Origin of the sequence: Aciduricibacillus chroicocephali (genome assembly GCF_030762805.1) — a bacterium.
GTDB lineage: Bacteria > Bacillota > Bacilli > Bacillales > Amphibacillaceae > Aciduricibacillus > Aciduricibacillus chroicocephali.
On the sequence record NZ_CP129113.1, the window covers coordinates 2174571 to 2191160 of the forward strand.

The 16590-nt window shown below is 43.5% G+C and carries 18 protein-coding genes and 2 riboswitches; of the genes, 2 read left to right on the forward strand and 16 right to left on the reverse strand.

What is annotated here, in order from left to right; genetic code table 11:
- Positions 1-239: 239 nt before the first annotated feature.
- The 5 genes from QR721_RS11285 to QR721_RS11305 form a co-directional block, all read right to left on the reverse strand.
- Positions 240-689, reverse strand: a complete 450-nt coding sequence (locus QR721_RS11285; protein ID WP_348027003.1) for an SMI1/KNR4 family protein — start codon at positions 687-689, stop codon at positions 240-242.
- Positions 690-721: 32 nt separating this feature from the next.
- A complete protein-coding gene (locus QR721_RS11290; protein ID WP_348027005.1) occupies positions 722-943 on the reverse strand; it encodes an HNH/ENDO VII family nuclease in 222 nt (73 codons plus the stop codon).
- Between the two features lie 24 nt (positions 944-967).
- Positions 968-1372 carry a T7SS effector LXG polymorphic toxin gene (locus tag QR721_RS11295; RefSeq protein ID WP_348027007.1) on the reverse strand — a complete coding sequence of 135 codons (405 nt, stop codon included), beginning with the start codon at positions 1370-1372 and terminating at the stop codon, positions 968-970.
- 210 nt (positions 1373-1582) lie between these two features.
- Positions 1583-2395: an ATP-binding protein gene (locus QR721_RS11300; protein ID WP_348027009.1), complete on the reverse strand. Its 813-nt coding sequence runs from the start codon at positions 2393-2395 to the stop codon at positions 1583-1585.
- Positions 2396-2407: 12 nt separating this feature from the next.
- Positions 2408-3223, reverse strand: a complete 816-nt coding sequence (locus QR721_RS11305) for a hypothetical protein (protein ID WP_348027011.1) — start codon at positions 3221-3223, stop codon at positions 2408-2410.
- A 358-nt stretch (positions 3224-3581) separates the two neighbouring features.
- A riboswitch (Lysine riboswitch) is annotated at positions 3582-3770 on the forward strand.
- 131 nt (positions 3771-3901) lie between these two features.
- Between QR721_RS11305 and QR721_RS11310 the strand changes: the two genes are divergently transcribed.
- Positions 3902-5383 carry an amino acid permease gene (locus tag QR721_RS11310; protein ID WP_348027013.1) on the forward strand — a complete coding sequence of 494 codons (1482 nt, stop codon included), beginning with the start codon at positions 3902-3904 and terminating at the stop codon, positions 5381-5383.
- 66 nt (positions 5384-5449) lie between these two features.
- On the opposite strand, the gene QR721_RS11315 is transcribed toward QR721_RS11310, so the two are convergent.
- From QR721_RS11315 to QR721_RS11360, 10 genes are all read right to left on the reverse strand, one after another.
- A complete protein-coding gene (locus tag QR721_RS11315; RefSeq protein WP_348027015.1) occupies positions 5450-5905 on the reverse strand; it encodes a DUF2691 family protein in 456 nt (151 codons plus the stop codon).
- A gap of 129 nt (positions 5906-6034) precedes the next feature.
- Positions 6035-7138: a 5-methyltetrahydropteroyltriglutamate--homocysteine S-methyltransferase gene (locus QR721_RS11320; protein ID WP_348027017.1), complete on the reverse strand. Its 1104-nt coding sequence runs from the start codon at positions 7136-7138 to the stop codon at positions 6035-6037.
- Between the two features lie 118 nt (positions 7139-7256).
- Positions 7257-7356, reverse strand: a riboswitch (SAM riboswitch).
- 125 nt (positions 7357-7481) lie between these two features.
- On the reverse strand, positions 7482-8087 hold the full coding sequence (locus QR721_RS11325) for a LysE/ArgO family amino acid transporter (RefSeq protein WP_348027019.1): 606 nt from the start codon (positions 8085-8087) through the stop codon (positions 7482-7484).
- A gap of 248 nt (positions 8088-8335) precedes the next feature.
- Complete coding sequence (locus tag QR721_RS11330) at positions 8336-8890, reverse strand: manganese efflux pump MntP (protein WP_348027021.1); 555 nt, start codon at positions 8888-8890, stop codon at positions 8336-8338.
- A gap of 119 nt (positions 8891-9009) precedes the next feature.
- The gene (locus QR721_RS11335) at positions 9010-10035 is read right to left on the reverse strand and encodes an L-threonylcarbamoyladenylate synthase (RefSeq protein ID WP_348027023.1); all 1026 of its coding nucleotides are present in this window, start codon (positions 10033-10035) and stop codon (positions 9010-9012) included.
- A 301-nt stretch (positions 10036-10336) separates the two neighbouring features.
- Positions 10337-10738, reverse strand: coding sequence for a hypothetical protein (locus tag QR721_RS11340; RefSeq protein ID WP_348027025.1), 402 nt, complete (start codon positions 10736-10738; stop codon positions 10337-10339).
- A 59-nt stretch (positions 10739-10797) separates the two neighbouring features.
- A complete protein-coding gene (spoIIR, locus tag QR721_RS11345) occupies positions 10798-11394 on the reverse strand; it encodes a stage II sporulation protein R (protein ID WP_348027027.1) in 597 nt (198 codons plus the stop codon).
- An 80-nt stretch (positions 11395-11474) separates the two neighbouring features.
- On the reverse strand, positions 11475-12335 hold the full coding sequence (gene prmC / locus QR721_RS11350) for a peptide chain release factor N(5)-glutamine methyltransferase (RefSeq protein WP_348027029.1): 861 nt from the start codon (positions 12333-12335) through the stop codon (positions 11475-11477).
- Positions 12336-12337: 2 nt separating this feature from the next.
- Positions 12338-13408, reverse strand: coding sequence for a peptide chain release factor 1 (prfA, locus tag QR721_RS11355; protein ID WP_348027031.1), 1071 nt, complete (start codon positions 13406-13408; stop codon positions 12338-12340).
- Positions 13409-13575: 167 nt separating this feature from the next.
- Positions 13576-15030, reverse strand: a complete 1455-nt coding sequence (locus tag QR721_RS11360) for a SulP family inorganic anion transporter (protein WP_348027033.1) — start codon at positions 15028-15030, stop codon at positions 13576-13578.
- A gap of 145 nt (positions 15031-15175) precedes the next feature.
- Between QR721_RS11360 and QR721_RS11365 the strand changes: the two genes are divergently transcribed.
- Positions 15176-15718 (forward strand): recombinase family protein, encoded by a 543-nt coding sequence (locus QR721_RS11365; RefSeq protein WP_348027035.1) that lies wholly within the window; start codon positions 15176-15178, stop codon positions 15716-15718.
- 51 nt (positions 15719-15769) lie between these two features.
- Here the strand turns inward: QR721_RS11365 and QR721_RS11370 are convergent, their stop codons facing one another.
- Positions 15770-16402 (reverse strand): thymidine kinase, encoded by a 633-nt coding sequence (locus QR721_RS11370; protein WP_348027037.1) that lies wholly within the window; start codon positions 16400-16402, stop codon positions 15770-15772.
- Between the last annotated feature and the right edge of the window lie 188 nt (positions 16403-16590).

Sequence of the window (16590 nt, forward strand, 5' to 3'; positions counted from 1 at the left end):
CATCAGAGCCAAGAAAACAGGCGCAATCACCGCAAATCGAAAAACACCTGTTACCTAGGCAATCAAGTGCTTTTTAAGTTAGCTATATAAAATACTTCTTAGATTAAAACGACATCTCGCATAATTATATTGCAATCTTTTATAAACAAAATATCATTATAAAAACTCTTAATGGTACCGCCATCAAGAGTTTTTGATTTTCTTTAATCTCATTTATAATTTCTTTCTATTTATCTATCTTAGCAATCTTCTTCCCAAGCTTCTTTTGCATCCAATAACCTTTGTGATAAAAACTCATAAAAATTTCCTGCCGTATTATAGTCATCAAGTCCTCCTTGCTTATTCCACGCTATTACTGGGCACTCATTATTCTCCATATTGCTTGTATCTAAACAATAAGCATATTCATCTATATCTTCAATAACTATTAAATTCTCACTCATTCCTAAATCTCTATAACTCTCCGTTTCAATAACAACAGTAGCAATATTAGACTTAGCCACTCCTAAAATATCTATACCATATAAACCACCAGACCCATAATTTTTTAAAAACCAACTATAACTTTCTGGCAATTTTAACTTTAGGGTATCTTGAACATAATCAATCTGTTTTCCATCTACTCCCCCGGTAAAATCATCGGGTTCCATATTTTCTTTAATAAAATTTGTTAATTCCTCTTTATTCATTCAGAATTACTCCTTTTACAATTCACCTTTATCTATTTGTTTAGCTCTCCATCTCCAATATTTCGATCTAAAGTTTTCATATTCTTTTTTAAAACAGGATCACTTCTAAAGCTCCCTCTATTCTCCACTAAACCATGCAATATTTTATCATATTCTTTATGCATACTACTCGGGAGCTCCACCATTGATCCAGGTTCAATTGACCATGCTGGATTCGGCATTGAGCTCTGTATTTGGGAAAGATAGTCTTTCATGACCGTGAACTTTTCCTCAGGTGCCTACAATCTCATTGCTTTATAGTGATCGAGATCAAGCAGCTGTTCAACTGTTTTCTTGCCCTTCTCCTTCTCATGACGCACGGAAGTATTGAATTCCCAGGTTTTCAGCTGTTCCAGAGCTACGATATCTGACACGCTTGTCATGATGTTATTCGCTTCATCTGCTAGATTTTCAGTCTGGTCTTCAAGCTTATCCAGTGCTTTTGCGACGTCCTGTTCAATGAATTTCTCGTTTATGTATCCCTTCACATGCGGTCCATAGGAATGAATGGCTTCCTTTATCTCACTAAGTACTTTGCTGTATTCGCTTAAGAACTCCAGCATATAGGTTAAAAACATCTCATGACATAATCTATAAAATGAAAAGATCGATTCTGCTGTTTTACCTTTGAATGAATCTTCCAATGACGTCAGAGCGTTTATGGATAATAATCATAAGGTCCTTTCAACCAATCTCTCCACCAACTCATCTAGTTCCTGTATTGCCCGTTCTCTACTATTCTTCACGCACTCCGGATTTTTGCACGGATAGAAGTTCACTCCGAACGAATGCACAATTGTCATTCCGTTTCTTCCTCCGCAGTTTTTGCACTTTCCTGCTGATTCACTAACCATCTATGAAAATCCCCTTCGCCTGTAATCAGGTCCAGACATATGAATAATCTCAGTCCGCTCCAGCACACGGGACAAGTTGCGGTCATTCAATCTCTGCTTCAGACCCGCACCATTCAAATTCGTCGTATATATTGTCGGTTTGCCAGCACGCGCGTCAAGCACTTCAAATAGCTTCGTCTGCACCCAACTATCGCCTTCCTGCTTCGGATTCATATACTCTGCCCCCAGATCATCAAGTACAAAAAGCTCGACCTCACCGATGACCTGAAACAACTTAGCTTCACTAAAATTGCTACTCTCCCGAAATGCATCTTTAATTTGCGTAAGCAGTTTTGGCAAAGATAAAAACAAGGCACTGTGTCCTTTCTCGATAAGCACTTTGGAAATTGCCGCTGACAGATGGCTCTTTCCCACGCCATAATCCCCATACAGAAGCAAATTTCCAGATTTGTTCACATCAAAGCTCTCCGCATAGTTGACCAGCCGCTCCTTCACCCGCTGTAGCTCTTGCGTCGGCGCCGTGTAACTCTCAAACGTTGCTCGGCGAAGCGCCTCATTCAGCAAGGATTGTTGTCCGAAGGCCTTTTCCATTCTCCGCATCTTCAAACGGCTTGCCTGAACAACAGCCTGTTTCGCAAGACGGATATTTTCACATTTACAGCCAAGATTCGCAACAATCCTTTCTCCTTTTCGCGGCCCGAACGGAATTGTCAGTTCCTTGCGTTGCACCTCTCTGCCACATCCGCCGCAAGTAAACTCTTCAAGCAAATCACCTGCAAGCCCGCTCCCAATCTTGTCCCGAATATGCAACATGACCATATCCCCCTAGAAACCGTAATCGTATTCGTACTTGGTTGCCGCTATCGTCTCCACTGGCGCTGGCTGACGCTTCTGCTGTCTCACCTTGATGACTAGCGCATCAAAACGCTTACGAAGCTTTGCCGGGGACAGCACGACAGACATCTCGAAGTCATCCTGCTGTGCCCAATCAATCAAGTATCTGATCTGCTCCTCCGTCCGCTTATCAAGCTCCATCATCTTGCGAATATCATCAGCCCATTTTTGTAGATCCGGTTCCAAATGTTCCGGATTGTTGCGTTTGATCTGTTCGTAGAAATGCTGGGCAAGCTTATAATGCATAGAAGAAACGTCGTAAACGCGTTTGCGACGAATAATCTTTTGATCTTGATCTTTAGCCTTATTAGCCTGTATAGCCTTATTGTTATACTTCTGGCTAAGTTCGCCATCAATTTGAGATTCGTTCAGTCTAATTTCCGCAAATTTTTTTGGCTGTTTATGAGGTTCCTGATATTTTTCATAGTTCAATACTGTAAAAAGCGTTCCATGACTCACTTCTTTTATAGAAATCCGCTTAGCTTTCACCAATTTCTGAACACAGGTGTATATAGTTTGTTTTGAATATGCCTTATGGCCACGTCCAACTTTATAAGCAAGATCCTCAGCCAATTTTTCATACGACCTTACATATTGCCCCTTCTGCAAGCGAATCCCAGCCGTTCTTGTCCCATCCTGATGGGTTGCCTTTCCAATTAGTAGCATGAACAAGCGAAATGTCGACACATCATGCCACAAGTCAGATTCAAAAATATGACGTGACATCTTGAAATAATTTATATGCATTTGAAATGCACCTCCTACTACCATGAATCGAAACGAATTGGTTAGAGGGGGCGTCTTGCATGAATTTTTATTAAAAAGAAACTGACCCTCTATCTGCTAGAGTCAGTTTCTTTAGTGAATATTTTTCTAAATTATTGAGGCCTTCCTATTCTCATTTATTCTTGAAAATCCTTAAACTAAACTCCCATTTTACCGGGCTGGTCTCATCTTCTCTCAAAAGCTAAGAGCTCATTCCTCTAGATGTAGATCTTAGAAAAACAATCTGGAAACTATCTCCCTTTTCCCACTAGATATTGACTAATTTAAAATAGAATTTATAATAGTTACATCAATTGCATAATAAAAACCCTCATCAAACCGATGGGGTAGAGGTTGCGGTTTTTATGAGTAAGGCGGACGAGATGCAGAGACATTGACTGACTCCGCTTGAAAGGAAAAACTGCCGAAGTGTGCTTTTATCTCTGAATGAGCACGCTGGGGCTGTCTCCGAATAGGAACAGAACTGTCACGATTGGTCACCAGCCGTTCGTGTTGAGCTATCTTCAGGAAGGTAGGATGCGGGCTGTCAATCATGTCACCTGAATCTGCTTCGGTGGCATTTTTTATTGCAGGCTCCTTCCAGATTTGAATAGCTAAATGGGCTTTCAGCTCAATCCAGCTAGAAAAGGAGTATCATCTATGCATTCAACAGAAGAAAGTAACAATCATTCCGCTGCTGGTACGGTTCCTGTCCAGAAAGAAACGAATGACCTTAAGCGTAATTTAAAAGCACGTCACTTAACGATGATTTCCCTCGGTGGAACAATCGGAACAGGACTCTTCCTTGCAAGTGGCGGCGCGATCCATACTGCCGGTCCCGGTGGAGCAATCGTCTCCTATCTCGTAATCGGGATCATGGTCTATTTCTTAATGACGAGTCTTGCGGAAATGGGCGCTTACATGCCTGTTGCCGGAAGCTTCAGCACATATGCCACCAAGTTTGTCGACCCTTCATTCGGGTTTGCCCTTGGCTGGAACTATTGGTATAACTGGGCAATTACGATTGCTGCAGAATTATCAGCCGTTACAATGATCATGAAATTCTGGTTCCCTCACACCCCCTCCATTATTTGGAGTGCTCTATTTCTCGTGATCATGTTCTTATTGAACTATTTGTCAGTAAGAGGATTCGGGGAAGCTGAATATTGGTTCGCCTTGATTAAAGTAATTACCGTAATCATCTTCCTCATCTTCGGAGCATTGATGATCTTCGGAATTCTCGGCGGCGAGACGATCGGCGTCAAGAACTTTACAATCGGAGATGCACCGTTCCATGGCGGATTCATGGCGATGCTCGGAATCTTCATGGCAGCCGGTTTCTCATTCCAAGGTACAGAGTTGCTTGGTGTTGCAGCTGGTGAAACAGAAGATCCTGGCAAATCCATTCCAAAAGCTGTAAAGACTGTGTTCTGGCGCATTCTGTTATTCTATGTACTTGCGATTCTTGCCATCGGCTTGATCATCCCTTATACAAACGGGAACCTTGCTAGTGACGATGTAACAGTAAGTCCGTTCACAATTGTCTTCCAAAAAGCAGGAATTGCCTTCGCTGCTTCTGTCATGAATGCAGTCATCCTGACAGCTGTCCTATCTGCAGGGAATTCCGGAATGTATGCTTCAACACGCATGCTCTGGAATCTAGCCCGTGAAGGAAAGGCACCTGCATTTCTTGGTAAACTCGATAAACGTGGCGTACCTGTCAACGCCCTGATCATAACATCCTTGGTCGGAACACTTGCCTTCCTTGCTTCACTGTTTGGTGATGGTACCGTTTATGTTTGGCTCCTGAATGCATCAGGAATGTCCGGATTCATCGCGTGGCTTGGCATCGCAATCTGCCACTACCGATTCCGTCGGGCTTTCGCTGCTCAAGGTAAGAGCCTGGATGTTCTGCCATACAAGGCAAAGCTGTTCCCGTTCGGTCCACTATTCGCGTTTGCGGTTTGTGCTTTTGTCGTACTCGGACAGAACTATTCAGCCTTTATGGGTGACCATGTCGACTGGTATGGTGTCATCGTTTCCTATATCGGGATTCCGCTATTCTTAGCATTATGGCTTGGCTACAAATTTACGAAGAAGACAAAAATGCTTCATTTGAAAGACTGTGATTTGTCCAATTAATTACAAAAGCACGCCCTGAGTGGCGTGCTTTTTATTTTCTGCTCAAAGTGCCTTTATATCCATCATCTACCAAACTGTCATCCTTGTTCTCCCATCATTTTCTTCTGTTATATATTCGACTTTTTCTATACTATTTTTCAATGCATTTTCATATATATCTTTCAATAAAACAAAATCTTTGGCATAGATTTCTATGTAGGCGCCATCAGCAACAAGGATAATGATTTCGCAAGCACTTTCCAGAAAGTCATGATAAGTCTCAATTTCCAACATATCAGCTTCACTTGGAAAAGCCTTCATGTCTAAAAAATAAATAGTATAGGAGTCTCCATGTTTAATTGAGTGGTTCACTTCTTCTCCATTAATTGTATCTTCCAGCGGGAACAAAGACTGATCATTTTCACCATAAGATTCATCACGGTCTATCTTCCAGCAATATGCTGAGAAGTTCATAGGCTCAAGCAACTTTCTGATTGAAACACCATCACTCTCTGACAAGCTAACATTTACTCCACGCAGCAATTTTTATCCCTCCTTTTGCATGCAAGTAACTGGAACTTCCCACTCGCCCTGCTCACTCAAAAAATGCGTACCCAACCCAAATACTCGGATCAGACACGCATTTATTTCTAAACAAAGTTTATCAGAAACTTATCCCCAAATCTCTTTCGCAATATCTACAACATATTTCAACTTCGCCCACTGTTCCTCTTCAGTCAAAATGTTTCCGTGGTGAGTGGAAGCGAAACCGCATTGCGGGCTGATGCACAATTGTTTCAATGGCACGTATTGTGTCGCTTCTTCCACACGGGCTTTGATGTTTTCTTTATCTTCCAATTTGCCGTGCTTTGAAGTGAATACGCCGAGGACGACACGAGGACCGCCATTTGGAATGTGTTCCAGCGGAGTGAAATCACCGGAGCGGTCATCATCGTACTCAAGGAAGAACCCGTCCACTTTTTCCTTAGCGAACAAAGTTGGCGCGATTTTCGCGTAGCTGCCTTCGAACGCCCAGTTGGAGCGGTAGTTACCACGGCAGAGATGTGTTGTAATCGTGAGATCTTCCGGCTTGCCTTCAAGTACACCGTTCGCAACGCGCAATGCCAATTGAATAAGCTGTTCACGAGTATAGGCACTGTCATTGAAGGGAATTTCCGGTGCGTTCAGGCCAGCGATATATACGTCATCAAGCTGCAAATAGCGGCAGCCCGCATCATAAAAAGCCTTGATTGCATCGCGGTACGTCTTGATGATATCCTCTGCGTATTCTTCAATATCCGGATAAATATCTTTGTTGCGAATGCCCGCGTTGAACAACTGGTTCGGGCTTGGAATGGTCTGTTTGGCAACAGCACGGTCCCCAACGATTTCCTTGAACTCAACAAATTCCTTAATATGCGGATGATCTGCGTTGAATGAGATTCTTCCATTTACTCGAATATCGTAGCGTTCCGTTTCTTCTCCTTTGAATTTGAAGCCATGTTCAGGCACATAGCCTTCTACGCCGTTCAAATGCTCAAGGAAATCTGTATGCCAGAATCTGCGGCGGAATTCACCATCTGTAACGGCCTGCAGTCCGACTTCAATTTGCTTATCAACAATCTTCTTAATTTCTTCTGTTTCTATCAGATACAATTCCTCGGAAGTAATGCTGCCTTCCTGGAAATCCTTTCTTGCCTTATGGATTCGCTCCGGACGAAGCAAGCTCCCTACATGATCTGCTCTGAATGGCGCTTTCGCTGCTGTGTTTGTCATTGAAGTACTCCCCCTCGTCTTATCTGATAACTCTCTTAATGCGAACCAGCAAGGTTTAAAACAGCCCCCTCTTCTTAGTTAGAAGAGGGGGCGAATGTGATTAACGCATGACCAGCTCTTCTTATCTTCCGCATGATTTTCTGGAATTGGCACAGTACTTGAACAAGTCCGCTGCCGAGGCTTCAAAGGGCCAGTCCCTCCACCTCTCTGGATAAGAATATTTAGAATTATCAATTTAAAATAACTATAGCTTCCTAAAGGTAAGTTGTCAACTAAAAATAACACTGTTTCAAATAGTCTATATTTAATATAACCGGAGGCCTTGTCCCTTTTGACGTTTCAGTCAACCGACAAGCCCAATTAGAAGATAAACAGCCGTTCCCCAAATGAAAAGAGCGGAGCATTTATTGAAAATAGTCATCAAATTCCCTGATCTTTCGAGCCGCTTCATTGAGTTGCCCGCCAATGTCAATGCGAAGAACCAGACCCATGATACGGCGATGCACGTAATTGTGAAGAGGATTTGATCTGTACCGGCGTATTTCAATGCGCTCGTACCAATCACACCAACTATATCGATGATGGCGTGAGGATTCAGCAAGGATACAGACAGGGCGAAGACGATCTGTTTGTTAATTGGCAGCGCCTTCCCCACTGTTGAAGTAGAAGGACTGGATCGCCAAATTGAATAACCCATATACATTAAAAATAGTATGCCTGCGCTCATCAACCCAAGACGCAGCCACTCGAACTGCAAAACGATTACCGATAACCCGAACACAGCGACAAGGATGAGGAATGTGTCACAAATGGCGGCTGTAATCGTTGCAGGAAATGCACTCAGCAGCTTTGGCTGTGTAGCTCCTTGTGTAAATACAAAAACATTTTGGACGCCAAGCGGCAATATGAGTCCAAATGCGAGAATGACTCCATGTATCATTGCTTCCATTTTGTCATCTCCTTTCCCACTATTACTTTATATGTTTTTTCTCTCAATGAAAATAAGTCTCCGCAAAAATGGCTGCTTTCCTGCTCTATTACTTAAAACTGTTTAACACAAAAACACTTTGGAACCCCCAATGTCCAAAGTGTTTTTGTATACTCATATGTTTACTTACAACTCGCACATACAGCAGCATCCCCTACAAGAAAAAACAAGCAGCCCCAAATAAGAGCCGCTCGCCATATACAAGATATCTATCCAAACATCGTAAACAGACCGAAACCAGCCAAAATGCTGCCCCCGAGCAATTCACTATATCTTCCAAAGAACCCGCGTACTTTTCTGCCGATCAAAAGACCGAGCCACGTTAGCAAAATACTCATAACTCCAAAGGCCGCGATGACAAATAAGGTCTTTGATTGCGATAGTCCAAGACTTAATCCTGCCGAGAAGCTGTCGATGCTCACTGTGAAAGCAAACAGCAGCAAGCCAAAACCGGCCGGCTGGAACAGCATCTCTTCCTGTTCGCGAAATGCTGAGAAGAACATTTGAGCACCAATGCCAAGCAAAAGCAAACCTCCAAGTAACTCCGCCCATTCGCCGAACCTGCCTGAGATAACCTGTCCAAGCAGAATCCCTATGTATGGCATGGCCATATGAAATAAACCGATTACGAAACCGATAATTGCAATTCGTTTCAGACGCAGCTTCTGCATGCCAAGTCCAAGGCTTACACTGAAAGCGTCCATGCCAAGTGCCCCGGCAAGTAGAAGCAATGAAACCATTTCCCTCAAATCATTAGAATCCATCCGACACACTCTCCCCTGACCATATATGCTTGTTCATTCTATGCCTGTCCGTCAGAGGTTATGAGCATGAAAAAAAGCCCTCCCAATGACGGAAGGACTTCAACTCTCAAAGTCGATTACTATAGGATCATATGCTTTTCAGCAGCTTTTGCAAGCCGGTTCATAATCGCTTCACCAATACCTGAACGAGAGAAAGCTTCGCAAATTAGAAGATCGGCATCTTTTTCAGTATAATGGCGCAGTGCTGCATAAAGGTTAGCCGCAATTTCATTGGGCTCTGTGCCAAGCACTTTGACATGAGGAAGATCCAAATGATCCGCAGTCGATTTGCTCGCGAGCACAGCAACACGTTTGCCTTCTGATTCTACTTTTCGCACAAACTCCTTAATTTTAGAAGCATCGCCTTGGACAAGTATAAGCGGAAGAACAGGAGCATAATGACGATACTTCATTCCAGGTGCTTTCGGCTTGTCCGATTCAGGGATTCCGTTCGTTGATGCAAGTTTCTCCCCGATCGCCTCTTCAATCATTTCCTGCGTAATGCCGCCAGGTCTAAGCACAACAGGCAGCTTACCAGTACAATCAATGACAGTTGATTCCACACCAATTCCAGTCGCTCCACCATCGACAATGCAGGCAATTTTGCCATCAAGATCTTCAGCGACATGAAAGGCTGTCGTCGGACTTGGCTTGCCTGATGTATTCGCGCTCGGTGCCGCAATTGGACAACCACTCTCCCGGATCAGGGCGAGCGCGAGCGGATGGTCAGGAATTCGGATGCCGACTGTCGCAAGCCCTGCTGTTACGTTATCGGCAAGGCCACCTCTATGCGGAAGAACATATGTGATTGGCCCAGGTGAAAAGCGGTCCATCAGCTTCTCTGCATAATCAGGAATTTCCTGTACGAGTTCCCGACAATGTTCCACAGATGCAACATGGACAATAAGAGGATTATCCTGAGGTCGGCCTTTCGCAGCAAATATTCCACTCACTGCCACTTCATTCGCCGCATCCGCTCCAAGCCCATAAACCGTCTCAGTCGGGAATGCAACAAGTTCCCCTTTCGCCAACAGGGCAGCTGCTTTTTTTATTTTTTCTTCATCTATATGAATATCCGTTATCTTTAAATGTTCTGTTTTCATCATATCCGCTACCTCTTTTCCTTCTTACATTTTAGCGGATTGACTTTGTTTGTGCAAAAAAGCATCCAGCTCTAAATCCAATTCCCAACTTATTCACATTATCCACAGAAAAACAGCTAAAAACAAAACTGCCCATGCATTTTATACACAGGCAGTTTTTTAAGAACGCTGATTTTATCGGATATTATTTTATCAAAAAGTAATTATACACATTTTGTCGAATTTTTACACAACTTATTCACATGGCTATGTGGATACTGTGCATAGTTTTCTGAATTCAATCTTATTCATGAAAACTGTCCACTTAGCAAACTTGATAAATCCACCAATTGCCAATCTTTTCACCTGTTTGTCCAGAGCTTGCTGGGGATTCTTGTGGACTGAATTGCAAAGCTTCCAACAAGATATCCAGTGCCGGCTGATGACTGTGGACATGTACTTGCCTCGTTTGCTGCTCTCTTGCCAGAAGAAGAATCGCTTCAAGAATGTATGGCAATCTTGCAGCTTCTTCTCTTTCAATGAATAGTTGCTTGAGCCATCGGTCTTCGAAGCTCTGCTTTTCCAGAACAAAGCAGCCGATAATCTTGCCCGGAATTCTAATAACATATCCTTCGTTCGCAAGCGTACGTACATCAATTGACCGGTTCTTCGTTACAAAAGATTGCAGCTCTTCAAAAATCGCCTCATTGGCTTGGATCAATTCCACGATTTCCACCTCTTCTATAAGTTTGTCATTTGCTAGATTGTATGCGGCAATCTATCTGTTCATGACAAACCGAGCCATTCCAATAGGAAAAACTTCACTTTAACTTCCTGTTTCGGTTGTTTCGGCAGGCCGTCTTCAGAAGCAGTTGTCGTACCGAATGAGAAGTCTAGGAAGCAGAGCGGCGGGAAGAGAACACACCACCAGTTGGCACCTTCGCCTTTGCCAAGTGTAATGAGTACTGCCTCATATTCACCTGCAGGATATACATAGTTTCCGTACATTTTAACCGGGAACTGAATGTTCTTTCCATACTCTACCTTGACCGTCTGACTGCTCTTCTCTTCTGCTAGTACTTCGGCTGCCATTTGCTGAATTGTATCTGTTTTAGAAGCAATCAGCTTGCGTGCTTCTTCAATGTCATCAATATCTTCAACCCATACTGCGATCTCTTCACTAATGCGATCGCGGACTTTACGCTTTAATCTCTGGTCTGCATCATTGTCACTGTTAGCGAGAATGCGCAAACGAATTGCTTCATCCGGGATGACCTGATAATCTTCTGCATTTGCTTTATCTGTATTTATAAGAGAAAGTACGTTCACGATTATAAAATAAATAACAATAATTGCGATTGAGTAAGTAATTAGTTTTTTCATTTGCCAGTACCCCCTGAACCTTTGTAAGAGTCAGTATGGGCACGCTGGCAAAATATTAAACTCACAAATTAAAAAATCTATTAATCTTTCTTTTGCATTGTTACGATTCGGTCTTTGCCATTGATGTCTTTTAAGGTCTGTATGTGAGCCTCTGGGAATTTGTTTCGGATAATCGTCGGCACCGTTTCTCCCTGATCATGGCCGATTTCGAACACGATACCACCTTCTGGATTCAAGACTGCGCTTGATTGCTGCACAATTGCTTCATACGCAGCAAGCCCATCGTTCTCTGCAAACAAAGCCATCTCCGGGTCGTATTCAGTTACTGTCCGTGAGAGATTTGGTTTTTCATTATAGGGAATGTACGGCGGGTTCGAAACGATGAGATCGACTTTTTCACCCGCTTCTATTAACGGCTCCAGGAAACTTCCGTGCATGAATCTCACATCCGCTCCAAGTTCAGCAGCATTTTCCCTGGCTACATGAAGTGCTTTTTCGGACAAATCAATAGCCATTACCTCGGCTCCAGGCAGTTCAAGCGCCAATGTAATGCCGATAATGCCGCTCCCTGTCCCGACATCGACAATGCGGAAAAAATCGTTATTCATTGTCTTCGCTATCCGTATGGCTTCTGCAACAACTTCTTCTGTCTCAGGTCTTGGAATAAGCACGTCGCGGTTCACTTTTAACATGCGACCATAGAATTCCTCCATGCCGATCAGATGCTGGACTGGAACTCCGGTCTGAGCATGGTTTTCCACATCATTGTGAAAGTGAGCGAGCTTTTCCTCATCAACCGTTTCACGCATTTTCATGAAAAAATCATTGCGTGAAAGACCTAAATGATGCTGCAGAAGAATTTCTGCAACACGTGGTTCCGCTCCGTTCTTTTCCAAAAAAAGAGAAGCCCGTTTCAGGACTTCATACAATTTTGTTTCCATTCTTATTCTCCGATCTGGGACAGGCGCTTCGTCTGGTCTTCCATGACGAGTGCGTCGACGATTTCATCCAGCTTGCCTTCAAGAATCTGGTCAAGCTTCTGAATTGTCAAGCCGATGCGGTGATCCGTCACGCGGTTCTGAGGGAAGTTGTACGTACGGATACGCTCAGAACGATCCCCTGTACCGACAGCCGATTTACGAGCATCATCATACTCAGCTTGCGCCTCTTGCTGGAACTTATCATAGATACGGGCGCGAAGAACTTTCATCGCCTTTTCCTTGTTCTTGATCTGAGACTTCTCGTCCTGGCATGATACAACAATGCCAGTCGGAACGTGTGTCAAACGGACTGCAGACATCGTCGTGTTAACACTCTGTCCACCCGGGCCGCTTGATGCAAATGTATCAACTCGGATATCTTTTTCATGAATGTCGACTTCGACTTCTTCCGCTTCCGGCATAACGACAACTGTCGCTGTTGATGTATGAATGCGGCCGCCTGATTCTGTTTCCGGCACACGCTGTACGCGATGCGCTCCGTTTTCGAACTTCAGACGTGAGTATGCACCTTTTCCGTTCACGATGAAAATGATTTCCTTATATCCACCGACACCTGTCGTATTCGCATCAATAACTTCCGTCTTCCAGCCATTTGCCTCGGCATAACGGGAATACATGCGGTAAAGGTCTCCTGCGAACAATGCCGCCTCGTCTCCGCCAGCCGCTCCACGTACTTCCATAATAACGTTCTTCTCATCGTTCGGATCCTTGGGCAAGAGGAGAATTTTCATCTCATCTTCAAGTGCTTCCTTACGCTGTTCAAGCTCATCGATCTCCGCTTTGGCGAGCTCGATCATTTCAGAATCCGACTCTTCTTCAAGCATCTCTTTCGCATCTTTCAGTCCAGTCGTCACATCTTTATATTCGCGATATGCTACTACGACATCCTCCAGGCCAGACTGCTCCTTGGAGTATTCACGCAACTTGTTCGTATCACTGATGATCTCAGGATCACTCAGCATTTCATTCAATTTATCATAACGGTCTTCCAATGATTGCAATTGATCAAGCACAATTGTCCACCTCTCTCATTAACAGTCCTATTATAGTATACCCGCTGTACAAGGGTCAAAGTAATGTTTGAATAGCACTTTCTCTTTTAAAAAATTAAGGCATGCAGAATCGCTTTGAACTGCATGCCTTGCTTTCGCTGTCTGTTTATTAAAAATGAAGCCTGTTATTAAGAATGGTTCGTTTTTGTTTCGTGTATAGCGAGCCTGTTCAACAATTTACGACTCGATTCATTCACTCCCAATACAGTAACCTCATTCTCTTTTTCCTTATACTTCATAATCACTTTATCGACTGCGCCTACTCCGGAATCATCCCAAATATGCGCTTCTGTGAAGTCGATAATGATTTCTTTATTAGTCAGATCCATATCAAATGCATCAACGAATGATTCGACTGAAGCGAAGAACAATTGACCTTTTATTTTATAGATAATCTTGCTGTTCTGCAGTTGTTCGGTAACTTTGATTTTTGAGATTTTCGCAACAAATGTAATCGCGCTGAGGATGACTCCGGCAATGACTCCTTTGGACAGATCATGTGTCATTAGGACAATAACGACTGTAACAACCATAACCACCGCATCAGACTTAGGAGCTTTCTTCAAATAAGCAAAAGAACCCCAGTCAAATGTGCCGATACATACCATAATCATGATTCCTGCAAGTACCGGCATCGGAATTTTTACAACGAGGTCACCAAGAACGAGAATGAGGAATATTAGGAAAGCCCCAGCAACAAATGTGGAAAGTCTCTTTCTCCCGCCCGATTTTACATTGATGACAGACTGACCAATCATTGCACAACCGGCCATGCCTCCGAAGAAGCCATTGATAAAGTTCGCAATCCCCTGACCGCGTGCTTCTCTATTCTTATTACTCCCTGTATCTGTCATGTCATCGACAATGGATGATGTGAGTAATGTCTCAACTAGCCCGACTATAGCTAGAGAAATAGAATACGGGAAGATGATTTTGAACGTCTCCCATGTAAATGGAACGTCCGGAATAAGGAAACTAGGCAAAGACTTTGTAATTTCTCCAAGGTCTCCTACTGTTCGTAAATCCAGATGGCCGTATACCGCAATCGCTGTCAAAACGACGATCGCGATGAGCGGTGCCGGAATTGCCTTGAAGAACCTCGGTACGATGTATACAATCAATAGAGTGACCGCTACGAAAATATAAGTCATATTCGAGATATTGAAGAAATGCGGCACCTGAGCCATGAAGATCATAATGGCCAAAGCATTGACAAATCCAATCATGACTGCGCGCGGTATGAATTTCATCAGCCTTGCAATTTTACAGGCACCGAAGATGAACTGAAGCACTCCTGTCAAAATCGTCGCAGCAAGCAAATATTGAAGCCCAAATTCCTTTACGAGCGGAGCCATGACGAGTGCCATCGCCCCTGTCGCAGCCGAGATCATTGCAGGTCTGCCGCCCGCGAAGGAAATAATAATCGCAATACAGAAAGATGCATAAAGCCCAACCATCGGATCGACTCCCGCAATGATTGAGAACGCGAGTGCTTCCGGTATAAGGGCCAATGCAACGACAATTCCAGACAGAATATCTGCCCGGACATTTGAAAACCATTCCTGTTTTATTTTTTCAACCATGATGTGTTCTCCTATCTATTCAGTAAAATACTATGAAAGTATAAATTGATATTTCCCTCAAACAGTTTATCACCTATTTTCCCATAAAGGAACCATTTCGGGAAAATCAGTAGAAAGCTATGCTATTAATTATCTGGAGGATTTTATGATCATTGGATATATGCGGCCGAATTCCGAAGATGAGAACTGTGAGAAACAATTGACATTGCTAAAGAAACACGGTTGTGATGAATTTTTCGTGGAAACCCACGCTTCAGCAAAGAGAAGAGTGGAGCTGCAGTCGCTGCTGTCAAAGTTATCCCCTGGGGATAAGATTGTGTTCGAACGGCTCTTCACACTTGGGGATTCAACAAAACATCTAAAAGAAATGATTGATGAAATAGAAAGTAAATCCGCTTTCCTCCATTCCATTTGGGAAAAGATCGATACGAGCGATCAAACAGATTATCCATTTAGCGAAATCGTTCATCATTTGGCGAATTTCCAAAGCGATATGATTAGTGAAAGCACGAAAAAAGGGCTGTATGAAGCGAAGCAAAAAGGCACTTCTGCCGGTCGTCCCCGCAAACCGGACGAGAATGTAAAACGCGCAATCACAATGTATGAAAGCAAGAAATACACCCTTGAGGAAATTAAACAAGAAACAGGCATCAGCAAATCGACTTTATACCGTTATCTAGAAAAATGAATTTCCAAGTAAAAAAGGAGTGGCAAGATCACCACTCCTTTCTGTTCTGTCTTATTGCTTTTCTTGCAATGTACAAAGCTGGCTTTTGCTAAGCGGGTGTCCCGGCACATCATGATGGTGGCGACATCTCGGTTCATAGCTTTCCGATGCTCCAACGAGAATAATAGGATCTTCATAAGAAGCCGGCGCTCCATCAATAAGTCGCTGCGTCCGTGTTGCCGGACCACCGCAAATCGGGCAAATGGCCGAAAGCTTGGTCACAAATTCAGCAATCGCAAACAGCTCTGGCATTGGTCCAAATGGCTCTCCTCGAAAATCTGTATCGAGTCCTGCTACGATGACCCGGATACCTTCATCAGCAAGCTGCTGCACCGCACCGACGATCGCACTGTCGAAAAATTGGACTTCATCTATTGCGACAATGTCAATTTTCTTTCGCTCAGCTGCCAATTCCTTTAGAAGCTCTTCCGTATTATCCACAGGACGCGCCAATGTTTTTGTCCCATTGTGGGAAACGACGTCACTTTTTGCATAACGATCGTCAATTCTCGGCTTAAAAACCCGGATATCCAGATGTGCATAAGTCGCTCGCTTCACCCGACGGATCAGCTCCTCGGATTTACCAGAGAACATGCTGCCGGCAATCACTTCAATCCAGCCGTCCTGTTTCATATATTCCTGCATCTCTTCTTCATCTCCTGACAGTTAGATTCCGATTCATCTACATTAGCATATTTGGAGAGCTTGAAGAAGGAACATCTCCTCTGATTGGACAGATTTTTACCGTATGTTTTGGAAAAAATTCCGGACCCCTGCTTGCATTTTCCAAACAAAAGAAAAAACCGCGGAACAGAGATGTTCACGCGGTTTAT

Excerpts from the sequence above, each read along its gene's own strand:
- QR721_RS11330 (WP_348027021.1), bottom strand. The coding sequence starts at position 8,890 with ATGGATTCTAATGATTTGAGGGAAATGGTTTCATTGCTTCTACTTGCC.
- QR721_RS11300 (WP_348027009.1), bottom strand. The coding sequence starts at position 2,395 with ATGTTGCATATTCGGGACAAGATTGGGAGCGGGCTTGCAGGTGATTTG.
- QR721_RS11360 (WP_348027033.1), bottom strand. The coding sequence starts at position 15,030 with ATGGTTGAAAAAATAAAACAGGAATGGTTTTCAAATGTCCGGGCAGAT.
- spoIIR (WP_348027027.1), bottom strand. The coding sequence starts at position 11,394 with ATGAAAAAACTAATTACTTACTCAATCGCAATTATTGTTATTTATTTT.
- QR721_RS11305 (WP_348027011.1), bottom strand. The coding sequence starts at position 3,223 with ATGCATATAAATTATTTCAAGATGTCACGTCATATTTTTGAATCTGAC.
- QR721_RS11365 (WP_348027035.1), top strand. The coding sequence starts at position 15,176 with ATGATCATTGGATATATGCGGCCGAATTCCGAAGATGAGAACTGTGAG.
- QR721_RS11325 (WP_348027019.1), bottom strand. The coding sequence starts at position 8,087 with ATGGAAGCAATGATACATGGAGTCATTCTCGCATTTGGACTCATATTG.
- QR721_RS11290 (WP_348027005.1), bottom strand. The coding sequence starts at position 943 with ATGAAAGACTATCTTTCCCAAATACAGAGCTCAATGCCGAATCCAGCA.
- QR721_RS11320 (WP_348027017.1), bottom strand. The coding sequence starts at position 7,138 with ATGACAAACACAGCAGCGAAAGCGCCATTCAGAGCAGATCATGTAGGG.
- QR721_RS11335 (WP_348027023.1), bottom strand. The coding sequence starts at position 10,035 with ATGATGAAAACAGAACATTTAAAGATAACGGATATTCATATAGATGAA.
- QR721_RS11370 (WP_348027037.1), bottom strand. The coding sequence starts at position 16,402 with ATGCAGGAATATATGAAACAGGACGGCTGGATTGAAGTGATTGCCGGC.
- QR721_RS11310 (WP_348027013.1), top strand. The coding sequence starts at position 3,902 with ATGCATTCAACAGAAGAAAGTAACAATCATTCCGCTGCTGGTACGGTT.
- QR721_RS11285 (WP_348027003.1), bottom strand. The coding sequence starts at position 689 with ATGAATAAAGAGGAATTAACAAATTTTATTAAAGAAAATATGGAACCC.
- prmC (WP_348027029.1), bottom strand. The coding sequence starts at position 12,335 with ATGGAAACAAAATTGTATGAAGTCCTGAAACGGGCTTCTCTTTTTTTG.